At 59.4% G+C, this 15,263-nt stretch carries 16 protein-coding genes and 1 pseudogene; 8 read left to right on the plus strand and 9 right to left on the minus strand.

The window, feature by feature from the left end; genetic code table 11:
• Positions 1-232 precede the first annotated feature (232 nt).
• Together L0H65_RS04350 and L0H65_RS04355 are read right to left on the minus strand one after the other, a co-directional pair.
• Positions 233-664, minus strand: coding sequence for a GNAT family N-acetyltransferase (locus L0H65_RS04350; protein WP_301457624.1), 432 nt, complete (start codon positions 662-664; stop codon positions 233-235).
• 277 nt (positions 665-941) lie between these two features.
• Positions 942-1,533: pseudogene (locus L0H65_RS04355) on the minus strand (transposase); the annotation flags it as partial.
• Here L0H65_RS04355 and L0H65_RS04360 point away from each other — a divergent pair.
• The 4 genes from L0H65_RS04360 to L0H65_RS04375 all read left to right on the plus strand — a co-directional run bounded on the left by L0H65_RS04360 (position 1,460) and on the right by L0H65_RS04375 (position 6,755).
• Positions 1,460-2,335 (plus strand): hypothetical protein, encoded by an 876-nt coding sequence (locus tag L0H65_RS04360; protein WP_301457609.1) that lies wholly within the window; start codon positions 1,460-1,462, stop codon positions 2,333-2,335. The pseudogene L0H65_RS04355 and the gene L0H65_RS04360 sit on opposite strands and share 74 nt — an antisense overlap.
• A 417-nt stretch (positions 2,336-2,752) precedes the next feature.
• Entirely contained in the window at positions 2,753-4,645 is a 1,893-nt protein-coding gene (locus tag L0H65_RS04365) for a propionyl-CoA synthetase (protein ID WP_301457610.1), read from the plus strand.
• Between the two features lie 221 nt (positions 4,646-4,866).
• Complete coding sequence (locus tag L0H65_RS04370) at positions 4,867-5,322, plus strand: hypothetical protein (RefSeq protein ID WP_301457611.1); 456 nt, start codon at positions 4,867-4,869, stop codon at positions 5,320-5,322.
• Entirely contained in the window at positions 5,319-6,755 is a 1,437-nt protein-coding gene (locus L0H65_RS04375; RefSeq protein WP_301457612.1) for a sigma-54 dependent transcriptional regulator, read from the plus strand. The genes L0H65_RS04370 and L0H65_RS04375 overlap by 4 nt, the downstream gene beginning before the upstream one ends.
• A gap of 159 nt (positions 6,756-6,914) precedes the next feature.
• Here the strand turns inward: L0H65_RS04375 and L0H65_RS04380 are convergent, their stop codons facing one another.
• Positions 6,915-7,673 carry an NAD kinase gene (locus L0H65_RS04380; RefSeq protein WP_301457613.1) on the minus strand — a complete coding sequence of 253 codons (759 nt, stop codon included), beginning with the start codon at positions 7,671-7,673 and terminating at the stop codon, positions 6,915-6,917.
• A 261-nt stretch (positions 7,674-7,934) separates the two neighbouring features.
• Between L0H65_RS04380 and glyA the strand changes: the two genes are divergently transcribed.
• The 3 genes from glyA (at position 7,935) to L0H65_RS04395 (ending at position 10,594) form a co-directional block, all read left to right on the plus strand.
• Positions 7,935-9,242, plus strand: coding sequence for a serine hydroxymethyltransferase (glyA, locus tag L0H65_RS04385; RefSeq protein ID WP_301457614.1), 1,308 nt, complete (start codon positions 7,935-7,937; stop codon positions 9,240-9,242).
• An 88-nt stretch (positions 9,243-9,330) separates the two neighbouring features.
• Entirely contained in the window at positions 9,331-9,708 is a 378-nt protein-coding gene (locus L0H65_RS04390) for a hypothetical protein (protein ID WP_301457615.1), read from the plus strand.
• Positions 9,662-10,594, plus strand: coding sequence for a DUF817 domain-containing protein (locus tag L0H65_RS04395; protein WP_301457616.1), 933 nt, complete (start codon positions 9,662-9,664; stop codon positions 10,592-10,594). Before L0H65_RS04390 ends, L0H65_RS04395 begins: the two co-directional genes overlap by 47 nt.
• Here L0H65_RS04395 and L0H65_RS04400 read toward each other — a convergent pair.
• A complete protein-coding gene (locus tag L0H65_RS04400) occupies positions 10,533-10,904 on the minus strand; it encodes a hypothetical protein (RefSeq protein ID WP_301457617.1) in 372 nt (123 codons plus the stop codon). The genes L0H65_RS04395 and L0H65_RS04400 overlap by 62 nt on opposite strands.
• 97 nt (positions 10,905-11,001) lie before the next feature.
• Here L0H65_RS04400 and L0H65_RS04405 point away from each other — a divergent pair, with 97 nt between their 5' ends.
• Positions 11,002-11,772, plus strand: a complete 771-nt coding sequence (locus L0H65_RS04405; protein WP_301457618.1) for an alpha/beta fold hydrolase — start codon at positions 11,002-11,004, stop codon at positions 11,770-11,772.
• A gap of 7 nt (positions 11,773-11,779) precedes the next feature.
• Here the strand turns inward: L0H65_RS04405 and L0H65_RS04410 are convergent, their stop codons facing one another.
• The 5 genes from L0H65_RS04410 to L0H65_RS04430 all read right to left on the minus strand — a co-directional run.
• Positions 11,780-12,259, minus strand: coding sequence for a cytochrome b (locus tag L0H65_RS04410; protein ID WP_301457619.1), 480 nt, complete (start codon positions 12,257-12,259; stop codon positions 11,780-11,782).
• Between the two features lie 57 nt (positions 12,260-12,316).
• The gene (locus tag L0H65_RS04415) at positions 12,317-12,496 is read right to left on the minus strand and encodes a CTP synthetase (protein ID WP_301457620.1); all 180 of its coding nucleotides are present in this window, start codon (positions 12,494-12,496) and stop codon (positions 12,317-12,319) included.
• A gap of 73 nt (positions 12,497-12,569) precedes the next feature.
• The gene (locus L0H65_RS04420; RefSeq protein WP_301457621.1) at positions 12,570-13,439 is read right to left on the minus strand and encodes a DmsC/YnfH family molybdoenzyme membrane anchor subunit; all 870 of its coding nucleotides are present in this window, start codon (positions 13,437-13,439) and stop codon (positions 12,570-12,572) included.
• Positions 13,439-14,176, minus strand: a complete 738-nt coding sequence (locus L0H65_RS04425; RefSeq protein WP_301457622.1) for a 4Fe-4S dicluster domain-containing protein — start codon at positions 14,174-14,176, stop codon at positions 13,439-13,441. Before L0H65_RS04425 ends, L0H65_RS04420 begins: the two co-directional genes overlap by 1 nt.
• On the minus strand, positions 14,173-15,263 hold a 1,091-nt coding region (locus L0H65_RS04430; protein WP_301457623.1), incomplete at its 5' end, for a molybdopterin oxidoreductase family protein. The genes L0H65_RS04430 and L0H65_RS04425, both read right to left, overlap by 4 nt.

Here is a 15,263-nt window from a genome sequence, read left to right on the forward strand (position 1 = left end):
CATTGCGCGGTGTCAACGCTGCCGAGCACCTCGATCCCCGCAACCAGACATGAGTGCACATAAATAGACCACCTGACCGATCTCGTGCGGCGGCTGTTTGACGGGGCTCCGACCTTCCGGATGAACCTAGCTGAACAGCGAACCGCTTATCCCGGCCGTCCCGCGCATCATAGTCCCCACCGATGGCCTGCAAACAGTGAAACATGGTCCACAAACCGCGTCGTGACTCATGTTAACTACTGGCCCGATTTCTTCCTACTATCTCTATCGTCATGAAAACGCTGTTCGGGTCGGGACTATAACCTTCAAACGGTGGGCATTCGGCAAAACCAGCTTTGGCGTAAAGCGCGCGGGCTGCGATGAAGGTGGGTTGGACCCCGGTCTCAAGGCTCAGCCGGTGAACGCCTGCAGCCCGTGCCTCATCCAACAGATGCGCCAGCATCCGCCGGGACAGCCCGCGTCCTCGCGCCTCCACCAGGATATGCATCGACTTAATCTCGGCATGATCCGCGTTGATCCGCTTGAACGCCCCCATGCCGACGGGAACGCCATTGTCACGCATCACGAAAAACGAAACCTCAGGCACCGCCAGTTGCGCGGCATCCATCATGTGGATGCTTTCAGGTGTCGTGTCAGCGTACATATCCACCGTATGCCGTGTCATCAACAGGGATAAATCAGTCCCAAGCGGCGATTCCGCGACGATGGAGATCATTGTAAATCCTACCGAAGTTGTCTCGCTGATGCTCGAAAACCCAAACAAAAACAACTTACCAATTCACGTCATTTCGATCCGGGAGCAAATACCCCGCGGGAATGGGGGCAAGATGTCGCGATGTGCGGGAAATGACAACAAAAACCTGCCGAAGCGAGCAGGTTTCCTGGGAAATCTGGCGTGGGTAAGGCCAGGATCTTCAGTAACCACGCCGGTGATACCGCAGTTATGCGGTTTGACTGTCCGTCACGGATGCGAGCGGCACCCAGTTCCAGGGCAGCAATTCATCCAGCCTGTTGATCTTGTGATGATGGATGCGGTCGAGGCTGTCGGCGAGATAGGGCAGCGGATCGAGACCGTTCAGCTTGGCGGTTTCAATGACCGTCATCGCATGTGCGAGGGTTTCCGCGCCGGCATCGGCCCTTGCAAATAGCCAATTTTTTTCTGCCGATTCCTATCGGGCGCAGGGCGCGTTCGACCGGGTTTTTGTCTATGGCCACACGCCCGTCGGTCAGGAACAAGCTGAAGCCGTCTTGCCGCGCGAGACCATAGCGGAAAGCTCTGGCAAGGTCGCTTTTGCCCGGAATGCGCAGAAGTTTCTGTTCAGGCCAGGCAAAGAAGGCTGTCACCTTGGGCAGGCTGAGCCTTTGGCGCGCCGCATAGCGAACGTCAGCGGGCTGACCGCCCAAGTCGCGCTCGATGTCGTAGAGCCTGCCAATCCGGGCAAGCGCCTCACGGGCTATTTTGGATTTGGTCGAGGACCAGAAGTCATGGAAGTCGCGCCGCGGATGCGCCCAACAGGCCACCTCGCGCAAACGCTGCGTGCCACCGGGTGCTGTCTATCGCTTTGCACCGGACTGGAAGGAAGAGCATGTTCTTGGCCATCTGGCCGATATGCGCGGCATCAGCGTCATTGTTCCGGGGCAGGCCAGTATCAAGGACACATGTTGCGTGATCCTCAACAAGCTGGAATCCCCCACCCACGGCAACCGGCCTGAAGAATATCGGATGCGGCGCCTCAGACAGCAACTTGAACACAAGCATATTGCTGCCGTCCATCTGGACGAGGTTCAAGATGCCGGTCGACATGCAACCTTGAAAGCCATGTCCAGTTTCGCAAAGCGCTTTCGGTACTTGATGCAGGGCCCGCCATGGCCAGTCAGTCTGATCTTGTCCGCAACACCTGAGGGACGTGAATTCATCAACCATGATTTCACGCTGACCCCCCGCTTTCGGTCAACCGAAATCCTTCCTATGGCCGTGGACGTAGACGGCCCCGTGCTTAAAAACGCGCTCACGAAATTGATTTCAGTTGCGGAGCTTTCACATGGCGGGCTGATTGATGTTCCCGCCTTTATGCAGCTCTTTATTCATGCCGCCGCTTACCGGTTTGGCTTGGCAATTGAACTTACGATCGAAGCCATCGGCGAGGCAAAGTCGGAGTTGGATACGGTGATAAATCTCGACCATTTTGCTGCGACCTATTTTGGCAGGAGGCATTGTGCAGATGACCTCAATCCGTTCATCTCCCAACATTGGCGGGGCATCGACACCACCCGGGCAATGGATCGCTTGATCGAAGACCGGAAGAAACCCCGGAGACGGGCCAAGCGGAAATAGCCCAACTTACTACCGTGAAATATTGTTGTGGAGGTGGCCTTAGTAGGGCGGCCTTTTTCGTAGTTACGTCGATAACGAAATAAAGTAAGTGGGCTTAGAAGTGTCGGAAGTTGGTTTCTGGGTGCCGGTGAGTTTGTTTTCACGATGTCGAAATCAAACGTAATAATTTGATTATAAATGATATTTTAATTTGCCAAGTTGGTCTTTTGAAGTCCGACGACATTGACGCAAATTGTCCCCTCATTAGGCGATGTTATACTTCGCAAGCTCGGGGGCGATTCAGGGCGGGTGAGACCAATTTCGCACCGCCATTCTCAGGTGAACCCGCCCCTGCACCCGCCGCGCAATCGTGACCCAAAAATCTTGCAAGACACACTCGCGCAAGGGTATCAACATGCAGATGCAGGGAGGCTTCAGATGTCATACGCAACGCTCTACGCCAGTTGGAAATCGGATCCGGAGGCATTCTGGATGAATGCAGCACAAGCGATTGACTGGGACAAGCCGCCAAGCCGGGCGCTGAATGACAACCGAGCGCCGTTCTACGAGTGGTACACCGATGGGCAAGTCAACGCTTGCTGGAACGCCGTCGACCGCCATGTGAAGGCAGGGCGCGGCGATCAGATCGCCATCATCCATGACAGCCCGGTCACCCAAAGTCAGCAAAAGATCACCTACGCCGATCTGCAAAACCGCGTTGCCAACCTTGCCGGCGCGTTGCGCGCCAAAGGGGTTGAAACCGGTGACCGGGTGTTGATCTACATGCCGATGGTGCCGGAGGCTCTGGTGGCCATGCTGGCCTGCGCACGTTTGGGCGCTATTCATTCCGTGGTTTTCGGCGGTTTTGCCGCGCGGGAACTGGCGGTGCGGATCGACGATTGCAAACCCCGCGCCATCATCGCCGCCTCCTGTGGGGTGGAGCCTGCGCGCGTCATCCAATACAAACCCCTGGTCGATGGCGCGATTGAACTTGCCAGCCACAAGCCGGAATTCTGCGTGATTTTCCAGCGCCCGCAACAGCGCGCAGAGATGGTCACGGGCCGTGATCTCGACTGGCACGACTTCCAAAACGGCACCGCACCTGCCGATTGTGTCCCGGTCGCAGGCAACCACCCTGCCTATATCCTTTACACCTCCGGCACCACCGGCGCACCGAAAGGTGTCGTGCGGGCGACGGCGGGGCATCTGGTCGCGCTGAACTGGTCGATGCGCAACGTCTATAATGTCGGCATTGGCGATGTATACTGGGCGGCGTCGGATGTCGGCTGGGTCGTCGGCCATTCCTATATCTGCTACGGACCGCTGATTGCCGGTTGCACCACCGTTGTGTTTGAGGGCAAGCCGGTCGGCACCCCGGATGCCGGCACCTATTGGCGGGTAATCTCCGAACATCGGGTCAAGAGTTTCTTCACTGCGCCCACAGCCCTTCGCGCCATCAAGCGGGTTGATCCAGAGGCGAAGCTGGCGGCGCGCTATGATCTCAGTTCCTTGCAGGCGTTGTTTCTGGCGGGGGAGCGTGCCGATCCCGACACGATAAAATGGGCCAAAGCGGCGCTGAACCTGCCGGTAATCGACCATTGGTGGCAAACCGAAACCGGTTGGGCGATTGCGGCAAACCCGCTGGGGGTTGAACTGCTGCCGGTCAAGATCGGCTCGCCCTCCGTCGCGATGCCGGGTTATGACGTGCAGGTGTTGGACGAAGGCGGTCACGCCGTCGCCCCCGGCACGCTTGGCGCCATCGCGATCAAACTGCCGCTGCCCCCCGGCACATTACCGACGCTGTGGAACGCCGAGGATCGGTTCCGCAAATCCTATCTCAGCACCTTCCCCGGTTACTATGAAACCGGCGACGCGGGCTATGTTGATGAGGACGGCTATCTCTACATCATGGCGCGCACCGATGACGTGATCAACGTCGCCGGTCACCGCCTGTCGACCGGCGCGATGGAGGAGGTTCTGGCCAATCACCCGGATGTTGCCGAATGCGCCGTGATCGGCGTTGCCGATGCGCTGAAAGGCCAGTCGCCGCTGGGCTTTCTGTGTCTGAACAGCAATTCTGCCCGCGATGAGGCAGAGGTCGTCCGCGAATGTATCGCTTTGGTCCGTGACAAGATCGGCCCCGTCGCTGATTTCAAACGCGCCTGCGTGGTGGAGCGCCTGCCGAAAACCCGATCAGGCAAGATCCTGCGGGCCACAATGGCCAAAATCGCCGACAGCGAACCGTTCAACACCCCCGCTACCATCGAGGACGCGGCGGTGCTGGATGAAATCCGCACGGCTCTGTGCGGCATTGGTCTGGCAAAAGTCTGATCTGCCCCGCCGTTCGAGAGAGCAGATAGGGAGGCTGAAAGCGCAGAGCGCAGTGGCAGTAAAGCCACTGTTTTGCTAACTTTTTTCATGCTGCAATGCGTCACGCGAGGTTTCGGCGCTGGACTTTATCCTCATGGAGCGTAACCTGTGACCGCCATGCAAACCACGCCCCTCTGCCAAGTGCGCCCGCCACTGTCAACGCCCCGAAGGCTCGCCGGGCCATGAGAGAGTTCGACCAGCGTTTCCGCACGCCAAAGCCCGGTGATCCGGCCATCGCTTGCCGCAGTGCAGATGCGACGGCAGCCCCGCCGCTGCCACAGGAATTCGGGTTTGACGGTAACGTTTTTCGCGACTTATTGCGCATGGCCGGACCCGATCTCGCAGACGAACTGGCACAGAGGTTCCTGACCGACCTGGCGCAGGTGCGGCAGGATCTGCGCCAGGGCATCGCCCGAACCGATTGGCGTGCCCAAGCCCATGCCTCGCATGTGCTCATCGCGCTGGCAGGTACGGCAGGTGCCGCGGAACTGGAGCGGAACGCCCGCGGCGTCAATCTTGCCACGTTGGCGGAGATGCCGGTCGAAAGTGCCGCCCTTGCCGCGGCGTTGTTTGCCGGGCTGGACCGCCTGATCGCATTTATCACCGAGATCGCAACCGAACGAAAGGCGGCGAGATGAAAGATCAATCCAGCGCCGCGCAAGGCAAAAAGTCCCAAGGGGCGTCGCCACCCGCCATTCTGCTGATCGAGGACACCCTGTCATTGCAGATGGTCTATCGCAGCACGCTGATCAATGCGGGCCATCGCGTGACCTGCGCCGCCAGCGCCGCCGAAGGATTGTCGCTGTTTTGCAGCGCCCCACCCCGGATCGTGCTGCTGGACCTGACTCTGCCGGATCGAGACGGGCTGGAGTTGATGCAGGACATGCTGACACGCCACCCGGAAACCTGCGTTATCGTGATCACCGCCAATGGCTCCATCAACAAGGCGGTGGAGGCGATGCGCGCCGGGGCGCATGAGTTTCTGGTCAAGCCGTTTGACGAACAGCGGTTTCTCAGCTCGATCGAAAACGCCCTGCGCGATGGTGCGCGCGCGCCTTCCGCCAGTGTCGCGCGTCTACCCGCCAGCCTGCCCGAAGGGGCATTCATCGGATCTTCAGAAACCATGGCCCGTGTTCACGGCAAGATTGCCTCGGTCGCACAAAGCATGGCCACTGTGTTCATCACCGGCGAAAGCGGCACCGGCAAGGAACTTTGCGCGCTCGCCGTGCATCAGAAATCCCCGCGCCATGCAGGGCCGTTCATCGCCCTCAATTGCGGCGCGATCCCGGCGGAATTGCTGGAATCCGAGGTGTTCGGCCATATCAAAGGCTCTTTCACCGGGGCGATTTCCGACAAGATCGGGGCCGCCGCCGCTGCCGATGGCGGCACATTGTTTCTGGATGAAATCTGCGAAATGCTGCCAGCGCTGCAAACCAAGTTGCTGCGGTTTTTGCAAACCTCCACGGTGCAACCGGTCGGGGCGACCCGCCCGCGCAAGGTCAATGTCCGCATCGTCTGCGCCACCAATCGCGATCCGGCAGAGGCGGTGAGGCGTGGCCAGTTCCGCGAAGACCTGTATTATCGGCTTTTTGTCGTGCCGATCCATATGCCGCCGCTGCGCGACCGTGGCGATGACGTGATCGAGATCGCCGAAGCCGCATTGCTGCGTTTCGCGCAGGAAGAAAACCGCCAATTCTCCAGCCTGTCCAGTGATGTCCAAACTCTGTTCCGCGACCTGCGCTGGCCCGGAAATGTGCGCCAATTGCTCAACGTCATCCGCAATGTCGCCGTGCTTTATGACGGTGATGCTGTGATGCGTCACATGCTGCCCGACGATATTCTGTTTCACGCCGACCCACAGGCCAGTCCCGAAGCACCGACACAGACGGCGGGCAACGCCTCACTTGACGGGCTTCTCGGTCTCCCTCTGGCAGAAGCGGAGCGTCGGATCATCGAGGCAACCATCGAATTGCACGGCGGATCCGTCCCGCGCGCAGCGCGCAGCCTCGAACTTTCCCCGTCCACACTGTATCGAAAACTCGAAAACTGGGCGAAACTCCCGCACGGTTGATAAAAGCCCCGAAGTCGGCAATTTGCACGGCCACCAAACCGACCCCAGCTTCATCTTGGCGAAAATACCTTCCAGGGGTGAGGTGCGAAGCACCGAGGGGGCAGAATGCCCCCTGATTTCTCTCGCGGCGATTTTCCGGCTGAAAATCGCCGCCTGCGGTCAAACGAATTGCTCCCGGATCAGCCGTTCTTCCAGCCCGTGGCCCTCATCGAACAGGATGCGGTGGCGGATCGCGGGTTCGGTGCGGATCTCGACCGCCAGCACGTCGGGGACCGACATGCTGTCGGCATCGGCGCGGACCGGGCGCTTGTCCGGTTCCAGCACATCCAGCCGCACCAACGCCGCCTTCGGCAACAGCGCGCCGCGCCAACGCCTGGGCCGGAATGCCGCAATCGCCGTCAGCGCCAGCACATCTGAACCGATGGGCAGGATCGGGCCATGCGCGGAATAGTTATAGGCAGTCGACCCGGCAGGCGTGGCAACAAGTGCGCCGTCGCAGACCAATTCCTCCATCCGTACCCGGCCATCCACTGAAATCCGCAGCTTTGCCGCTTGCGGCCCGGCGCGCAGCAGGCTGACCTCGTTGATCGCAAGCCCCAGCGTAACCGTGCCGTCCACGCGTTCCGCCCGCAGGGCCAAGGGGTTCAACACCTCCTCCCCCGCCTCCTCCAATCGGCGCGGCAGGTCATCAACGCTATAGGCGTTCATCAGAAAGCCGATGGTGCCGCAGTTCATGCCATAGACGGGAACGTCGAGGCTTTGGGTCTGGTGCAGCGTTTGCAGCATGAAGCCATCCCCGCCCAGGGCAACGATATGGCGGGCTTTGTCCGCCGGGCAATTGCCATAGCGCGCCGACAGGTTGATCAGCGCGCTTTGCGCGGCCTCTGCCCTGCTGGCCATGAAAGAAATTTTGACCACGACATCCCCCGACCTTCGGCGCGCGGCACGGCACGGCCTTGACCCCAAGTCTTGGCGCTGTGGAAAGCCAAACTCAACCCCAAGCCGGGCCCAAGCCTCAATTTGAGCGGTGATTCCCGGTTTTTGCGTCGGTAGCCCACCGGTTGGAAACCGCAATGTCGCGCATTCACGGCATCACGGCGAATTCCTGCCTTCCGCATTCGGGCAAGCTGCACTACACAAGCGCCAACCTTTGGCCCCCGATCTGATCAGGAGACGCATATGAACGCCGCCACAGACACCGCCCACCGCGACACAGGTTTCTTCACCGAAGACCTCGGCAGCCGCGATGCCGAAGTTTTCGCCGCCATCACCGCCGAGTTGGGCCGCCAGCGCGATGAGATCGAGTTGATCGCGTCGGAAAACATCGTCTCACGCGCGGTTATGCAGGCGCAGGGTTCGGTCCTGACCAACAAATATGCCGAAGGCTATCCGGGACGGCGCTATTATGGCGGGTGCCAATATGTTGATATTGCCGAAAATCTGGCGATTGACCGCGCCAAACAGTTGTTCGGCTGTGATTTCGCCAATGTGCAGCCCAATTCCGGCTCCCAAGCCAACCAAGGCGTGTTTCAGGCCTTGATCAAGCCCGGCGATACCATTCTGGGTATGTCGCTGGATGCAGGCGGGCATTTGACCCATGGCGCGGCCCCGAACCAGTCGGGCAAATGGTTCAATTCGGTGCAATACGGCGTGGTCAAAGACACGCTATTGCCCGATTACGACCAGATTGAGCGCCTCGCGCTGGAGCATAAACCGGCGTTGATCATCGCGGGTGGCTCCGCCATTCCGCGCATTCTTGATTTTGCGCGCTTCCGGGCGATTGCCGATAAGGTCGGCGCGTATTTCCTGGTCGATATGGCGCATTTCGCGGGGATGGTGGCGTCGGGTCATTACCCCAGCCCGTTCCCGCATGCCCATGTTGCGACAACGACGACGCATAAAACCCTGCGCGGCCCGCGCGGCGGCATGATCCTGACCAATGACGAAGCGATTTCGAAAAAGGTCAATTCCGCCATTTTCCCCGGCATCCAAGGCGGCCCCTTGATGCATGTGATCGCCGCCAAAGCCGTGGCGTTTGGTGAGGCATTGCGCCCCGATTTCAAGACCTATCAGGGTCAGGTCATCAAGAACGCGCAGGCACTGGCCGATCAGTTGATGAAAGGCGGGCTTGGCACTGTCACGAACGGCACCGACACGCATTTGATGCTGGTCGATCTGCGCCCGAAAGGCGTGAAGGGCAACGCCACCGAAAAGGCCCTTGGCCGCGCGCATATCACCTGCAACAAGAACGGCATCCCGTTTGACACCGAAAAGCCGACGATCACTTCCGGCATTCGTCTTGGAACCCCCGCAGGCACCACGCGCGGCTTTGGCGAAGCCGAGTTCCGGCAGATCGGCGACTGGATTGTTGAAGTCGTAGATGGTCTGGCCGCGTATGGAGATGACGGCAACGGCGCGGTCGAGGCAGCGGTGAAGACCAAGGTGGAAGCGTTGTGCAAACGTTTTCCGATATATCCGGGGCTTTAACCAAGAGGGGCGCGGTGGCAACGCCGCGCCATTTTCCACTACAAGATGAATAAAAGCGGCATCAAATTTTATTCGTGCGGGGGCCGTCATGCGTCGCGAAATCCGCGAATTTGTCGCATTGGGACATTTGCCAGACTACGACACAGATGCGGATATTGAGCCTTTTGCCACCGCAATTCATGCTATTCCCACCCCGGTTTCAGATGTCGAAGCCGAAGCCCTGATGCCCAGCTTTGGCAAAGAGGATTGCTTCGGCCTTGCGTGGACGCTGCTGCATATCATCGAAACATCGCCGAACCTTCACCCCAAGTCTCCGCCTTCTAAAGGTGATAACGAGTGGAAACAGCTTCTTTGGCAGCGAAGTGCCATGTTCCGTAGCTCGCCGAAAGGCTCTTCCAAACCAGCCTATTGCCAAGCCAATGGCACATCAGTATCCCCACCCCATGCGCCATTTGCACGAACATAACCTGACCATCGAACGCCGCCTTGGCGATGCCGTCCGCGCGCGTCTGCCGGGGGTGTTTGGCGAATTTGTGATGTTTGTTTTCAAACAGGCCTGGGCCTGTTTGTTTGGCGGCTTGCTGCTGGTGATGATCGTCGCGACGAAATACCTGTGGAATCCGGAATGGGCGCTGCAACGCTATGATTTTCTGTTCCTGTTCGCCATTGCGACCCAAGCGCTGTTCCTGCGGTTCAAGCTGGAAACATGGGAGGAGGCGCGGGTGATCTTGCTGTTCCATCTGACCGGCACTGCGATGGAATGGTTCAAGGTTCATGCCGGATCATGGGCCTATCCGGAGCCGGGGTTTTTCAAGCTGCTGGGTGTGCCGCTGTTTTCGGGCTTCATGTATGCGAGCGTAGGCAGCTATATGGCCCGCGTGATCCGCATCTTCTCAATGCAATTCGCGCCTTACCCGCCGTTCTGGACCACGGTGATGCTGGCTGTGGCGATATATGTCAATTTCTTTGCGCATCACTTCTTGCCCGATATCCGACTGGTTCTGTTTGCTGCAACGCTGATTCTGTATGCCCGCACCCGCGTATGGTTCGTTAATACCGAACGGTCGCGCTGGATGCCGCTGCCGCTGGCGGCATTTCTATCCAGCCTTGCACTTTGGGTGGCGGAGAATGTCGGCACGGCGACTGGAACCTGGCTTTATTCCGGGCAATTGCAGGGGCAGACGGTCAGCTTTGCCAAGCTCGGCTCATGGTATCTGTTGCTTTATGTTGCCTTCGTGACGGTCACACTGGTCAGCCGTTCGGCGTTGTCGCGCGCGCCGCTGCAAATGGTCAAAGAAACCCGCGCCAGATCAACACGCACAGAACCAGCGCCACCACCGCAACGAGGCTGAACAGGATCGAGGTCGACAGCCCCAAAAGCACGCCGCGCATCTTGTGCCCTTTGTTTAGGGTCGACAGGTGCTTGACGCAGATGTCGTAGTTTTCGGCGACGGTTTCCTCATTGATCTGCAACAGGAGTTTGGGGTGCTGCGACTGCTCCGCCGCCAACGCCAGACCTTCCGCTGCCACCCGCACCCTGCGGGGCAATCGCCGAGCGGCTCGTTTGACTTTCTCGCCGAGATCGCGGCCCTTGACCTGCATCCTTTCGGTCAACAGGGAGGAGACCCTATCCGCCATTTGCTGAATTGAAACCACGCCCATGCACTGCAATCCCGATTGTGTCGCGGCAGTTTATCCGCCGCATTCTGCCCATTCAACTGCTCTGGCATAGAATGGTGGCTTGCGCTATGGCTAAGCCATGCTGAACATGATTTCCGAAAGCCCGCAAACGCCGTCCGGCCTGCCACCGCTGCTGATCGTGCACGGGCTTTTCGGGTCTGCCCGCAACTGGGGCGTGATCGCACGGCGGATGGCGGCGGATCGGCAGGTGGTTGCGGTGGATATGCGCAACCATGGCAGCAGCCCGAGGGCGGAAAGCCAATCCTATGCCGATATGGCGGGCGATCTGGCAGAGGTGATTGCGGCGCATGGCGGGCGGATGGATGTGGTCGGCCATTCGATGGGTGGCAAGGCCGCGATGCAACTGGCGCTGACGCATGGGGTTTTGGTGGATCGGTTGGTCGTTGCCGATATCGCACCCGTTGCTTATGCCCACGATCAGAGCCACCATATCGCCGCAATGCGCAGTCTTGATCTGTCAGGCATTGCCGCACGGTCCGAAGCGGATCGACGCTTGGCGCAACAGATGGATGATCCGGCATTGCGGGCGTTTTTTCTGCAATCGCTAGACCTTAAGGCCACCCCGCCGCGCTGGCGGCTTAATCTGGACGTGCTGGAGGCAGAGATGCCAAAAATCGTCGGCTGGCCCGGCACCAAAGGGCAGTTTGCGGGGCCAACCCTGTTTCTGGCAGGCGCCGAAAGCCACTATGTCAAACCCGAATACCGCGAGACGATTCGTACGCTGTTTCCGGCGGCACGGTTTGCCAAACTACCCGGCGCGGGCCATTGGCTGCATGCTGAAAAACCGAAGGAGTTTGAAGCGGCGCTGCGGGTGTTTTTGACCCGCTGAAAAGGATTTAGCCGCCCAGGGACATGCGGCGCAGCAATCCGTCTTTCAGCCAGAACTGATGATAAAGTGCTGCTGCGGTATGCCCGCCCACAAGGATCAGGATTGCAGGCTCCATCCACTCGTGAACTTCCGCCGCAATCGCCACCCCTCCGAACCAAGTCGCAAGACCGGACAAGGCAGCAAGCGCCAGAGCAGCATAGAGCGCCAGATGTCCCAGATGCGTCAATTGCGCCATGCGCGGGCTGGTCCCTGCGACCGGAGCCACGGTCCCTTGCCGCGTGCGGATCGCGATGCGCCATAGAACCAACAGCAAAATTGCAATGCCGCCAAAGACATGCGCCGCAACCAGCGGGTCAAACGCCACGACCTGCCCTTTGCGAAAGGCGTGCCACGCTTCTTTAATCGAATCGTGGAACAGGATTTGTGCCGCGACCAACAGGGCCACAACCCAATGCAGGATAACCTGGCTTTTGGAATAAGGACGCATGGAAACCTCCGCGGTAAATCTTGCCGTTCTACGGTGTGCGTCTGATCTTCCGTCGCACTATTCGGTGATCTGTTTGGCGACCAACCAACTCGCGGGCATGGCCAGCACAAAACCCACAACCGCAGCCCAGATAATCGGCATCATGGTGTCATACCCGGTCACAAGGACCGCAACGATGAAAGCCCCCATCAAGGAGGTGGAAATTACCGAAAACAGGATCAGCGTCAGGCGAGTCATTTAGGCCTCCCGGAGGGACGTTACATGCTAGGGTTAGCATGTGTTCGCCTTGCCCGCCTTGATCCAGAGCAAGTCAACGTTTGCCGTAATAGAGGCCCACAACATGCTCGGCCTGCGCAAAGAACAACCAGCGCGCGACAAAAGCGCCAGTCAGATGCACCAGAACCGCCGCCAACATGAGCGCCACCCCTCCCACTGCTGCCATCAGCGCAGGCAACACAGCGGCAAAGAGTACAGCAATCACCCGCAGTTTTTGTGCATGTTTGCGGCCGACGACAAAGATCATTTCCCGCAGCAGATAGTTGTCGCCAGTGTGGGGCTGTTCAAACACCGCGACTTCACCGATCCGCCCCAGCCCGGTCGCGGTTTCCATGCTCGCGCCCGCGCGGGCAAATTCGCGATCCCCGATGAAAAACAGCGCCATCATCACCACCGCCAAAGCCAACAGCAGCACGAAGGCCAGCGTTGCCTGCATCGCCAAAAGCGCGCCACCCGCCACGGAAAATGCCATGAACATCACCGGCGTCAGCCAGTGGTGCCAGCGCGGGACCGCCTTGATCTGGGTGTAAATCATTGCCGTGCAAACCACCGTCACCAACGCCATCGCTGCCGCCAATCCGCGCCAGACGAAGGGAATGCCAAAGCCCATCCAGTCACCCAGCGCAACCGGGGCCAGTGCAAACAGCGCCAAAACAGCGGCCCAACCTTCGCGTGATAGCCAGCTTGAGCGCCATTGCGTGAAAGCCTTGAGCGCGCGCTGCGGGTTGCCAAGATGCGCAGTAGAAGCGACCAAACCTCCCACAGCAAGCGCGTAGCCAATCGCCCAAGCAATGAACGCCCATGTCCCGACGAGCGGCAAAAATCCCAAGGCCAGATAGGCCATGAAGCCAAAGCCAAGGCCGGAGAGAACCGAGAATATGATGACAGAAGGTGCCGGATGCATCAGATTTTCCCCAAAACGCGGTCAAGCCAGCCGGCGAACCCTGTCGCTTGAATATCCAGCAGCGGGGCCAGCAGCGATGCCTCATGCCGTTTGTCCTTGGGACGCGGCGGCAGATATTTATTGGTCGGCTTGGTGCCCATTTCCGGCATCAGGTCAAAGCCACCCCGCGCGGCGGTCAGTTGGGAAACCTTGCTGTCAGGGTCGTTGAAATCGCCAAAATGCCGCGCGCCGGTCGGACAGGTGCGCACGCAGGCGGGTTCGCGGTCTTCCTCGGGCAGGTTTTCGTTGTAGATCCGGTCAACACAGAGCGTGCATTTCTTCATCACGCCGGCATCCGCATCCATCTCCCGCGCGCCATATGGGCAGGCCCAGGCGCACAGCCCACAACCGATGCAGTCGGATTCGTTGACCAGAACGATGCCATCCTCGACCCGCTTGTAGCTCGCCCCCGTCGGGCAAACCGTGACGCAAGGCGCATCCTCACAATGCAGGCAGGAGCGAGGGAAGTTGATCACCTGCGCCGTACCTTCGGGCGGTTGCACCTGATACGAATGCACCCGGTTGAGGAAAGTGCCAGACGGGTCTGCGCCGTAAGGATCTTGATCCGACAAAGGCACTCCATATCCCTGATCGTTCCAGCCCTTGCAAGCCGTCACGCAGGCGTGGCAGCCAACGCAAGTATCCAGATCAATCGCAAGGCCGAGCTTCTTTTCGGTATGTCCGGGCAGGCAGGTCATACTTCAACGCCTTTCATATCCATCAGCGGGAATTGCGGTTGCGCCTGATCCGGTGCCGCTACTTTCTCCACTTTCACGCGCAGATCGAACCACGCGGCTTGGCCTGTCACCGGGTCGGAATTGCTCCACCGCATCCCGTCGCTTTTTTCGGGCAGCAGTTCGGAAATGAGATGGTTGAGCAGGAAACCCTTAGTCGCCTCGGGCGCGTCCGGGTCCAGCCCCCAAGTGCCTTTGCGTTTGCCTATGGCGTTCCATGTCCAAACCGTGTTTTCATTCAGCGCGGCCATATGGGCAACGGGAACGGTGATTTCGCCGTTGGGCGACGTGACCCGCGCCCAATCGCCGTCCTTGAACCCGTTCGCTTTCCAGATTTTCGTTGGCACATACAAGGGGTTATGCCCGTGAATTTGGCGCAGCCATGAATTCTGACTGCCCCATGAATGATACATCGCCATCGGGCGCTGAGTCAGGGCATGGATCGGGAACCCCTCCACATCATCGCCGTAAGGCGCGTACCAGATGGGCAGCGGGTCCATTGTCTGCTTTACGCGCGCGCGCAGGGCTTCGGGCGGTTGGCGCATCCCGTGGCCTTCGGCGGCGAGTTGAAATTTGCGCAGAGGTTCGGAGTAGATCGAGAACAGGTAGGGTTGCGGTGCATCGTAAAGACCGATTTTTACCGCCCAATCCTGATAGGCCTTGTTCCACGGTTTGTAGAAGTCAGCGCCCTCCGGCACATGCGCCTGATAAAACGCACCGTTGTCGATGTAGCGTTGCAACTGGTCGGGGTTCGGCGCGCCACGGCCTTCCTCGGTTCCATCACCGCGAAAGCCCATGAGCGGGCCAATGCCGGGGCGGCGTTGGTGGTTGATGATGTAATCGGCGTAGTCTTTGTACAGCGGCGCACCGTCTGGCGTCACAAACCCCGGCAGACCAAGCCGCGCACCAAGGTCGATCAGCACGGATTGAAAGCCGCGCACATTGCGGTCCGGGTCGATCACAGGCCAGCGGATGGAATCGCCCGCCGCGTCGGGTTCGGAAATCGGGCGGTCCAGCAGACTGATGCAGTCGTGACGCTCCAGATAGGTCG

Source organism: Pseudorhodobacter sp. (genome assembly GCF_030452865.1).
In the GTDB taxonomy this organism is placed as follows: domain Bacteria; phylum Pseudomonadota; class Alphaproteobacteria; order Rhodobacterales; family Rhodobacteraceae; genus Pseudorhodobacter.

Coding starts and splice junctions, on each gene's coding strand:
- L0H65_RS04400 (WP_301457617.1), bottom strand. CDS start 10,904: ATGGGCGTGGTTTCAATTCAGCAAATGGCGGATAGGGTCTCCTCCCTG.
- L0H65_RS04420 (WP_301457621.1), bottom strand. CDS start 13,439: ATGCATCCGGCACCTTCTGTCATCATATTCTCGGTTCTCTCCGGCCTT.
- glyA (WP_301457614.1), top strand. CDS start 7,935: ATGAACGCCGCCACAGACACCGCCCACCGCGACACAGGTTTCTTCACC.
- L0H65_RS04375 (WP_301457612.1), top strand. CDS start 5,319: ATGAAAGATCAATCCAGCGCCGCGCAAGGCAAAAAGTCCCAAGGGGCG.
- L0H65_RS04350 (WP_301457624.1), bottom strand. CDS start 664: ATGACACGGCATACGGTGGATATGTACGCTGACACGACACCTGAAAGC.
- L0H65_RS04410 (WP_301457619.1), bottom strand. CDS start 12,259: ATGCGTCCTTATTCCAAAAGCCAGGTTATCCTGCATTGGGTTGTGGCC.
- L0H65_RS04415 (WP_301457620.1), bottom strand. CDS start 12,496: ATGACTCGCCTGACGCTGATCCTGTTTTCGGTAATTTCCACCTCCTTG.
- L0H65_RS04390 (WP_301457615.1), top strand. CDS start 9,331: ATGCGTCGCGAAATCCGCGAATTTGTCGCATTGGGACATTTGCCAGAC.
- L0H65_RS04370 (WP_301457611.1), top strand. CDS start 4,867: ATGAGAGAGTTCGACCAGCGTTTCCGCACGCCAAAGCCCGGTGATCCG.
- L0H65_RS04395 (WP_301457616.1), top strand. CDS start 9,662: ATGGCACATCAGTATCCCCACCCCATGCGCCATTTGCACGAACATAAC.
- L0H65_RS04425 (WP_301457622.1), bottom strand. CDS start 14,176: ATGACCTGCCTGCCCGGACATACCGAAAAGAAGCTCGGCCTTGCGATT.
- L0H65_RS04365 (WP_301457610.1), top strand. CDS start 2,753: ATGTCATACGCAACGCTCTACGCCAGTTGGAAATCGGATCCGGAGGCA.
- L0H65_RS04405 (WP_301457618.1), top strand. CDS start 11,002: ATGCTGAACATGATTTCCGAAAGCCCGCAAACGCCGTCCGGCCTGCCA.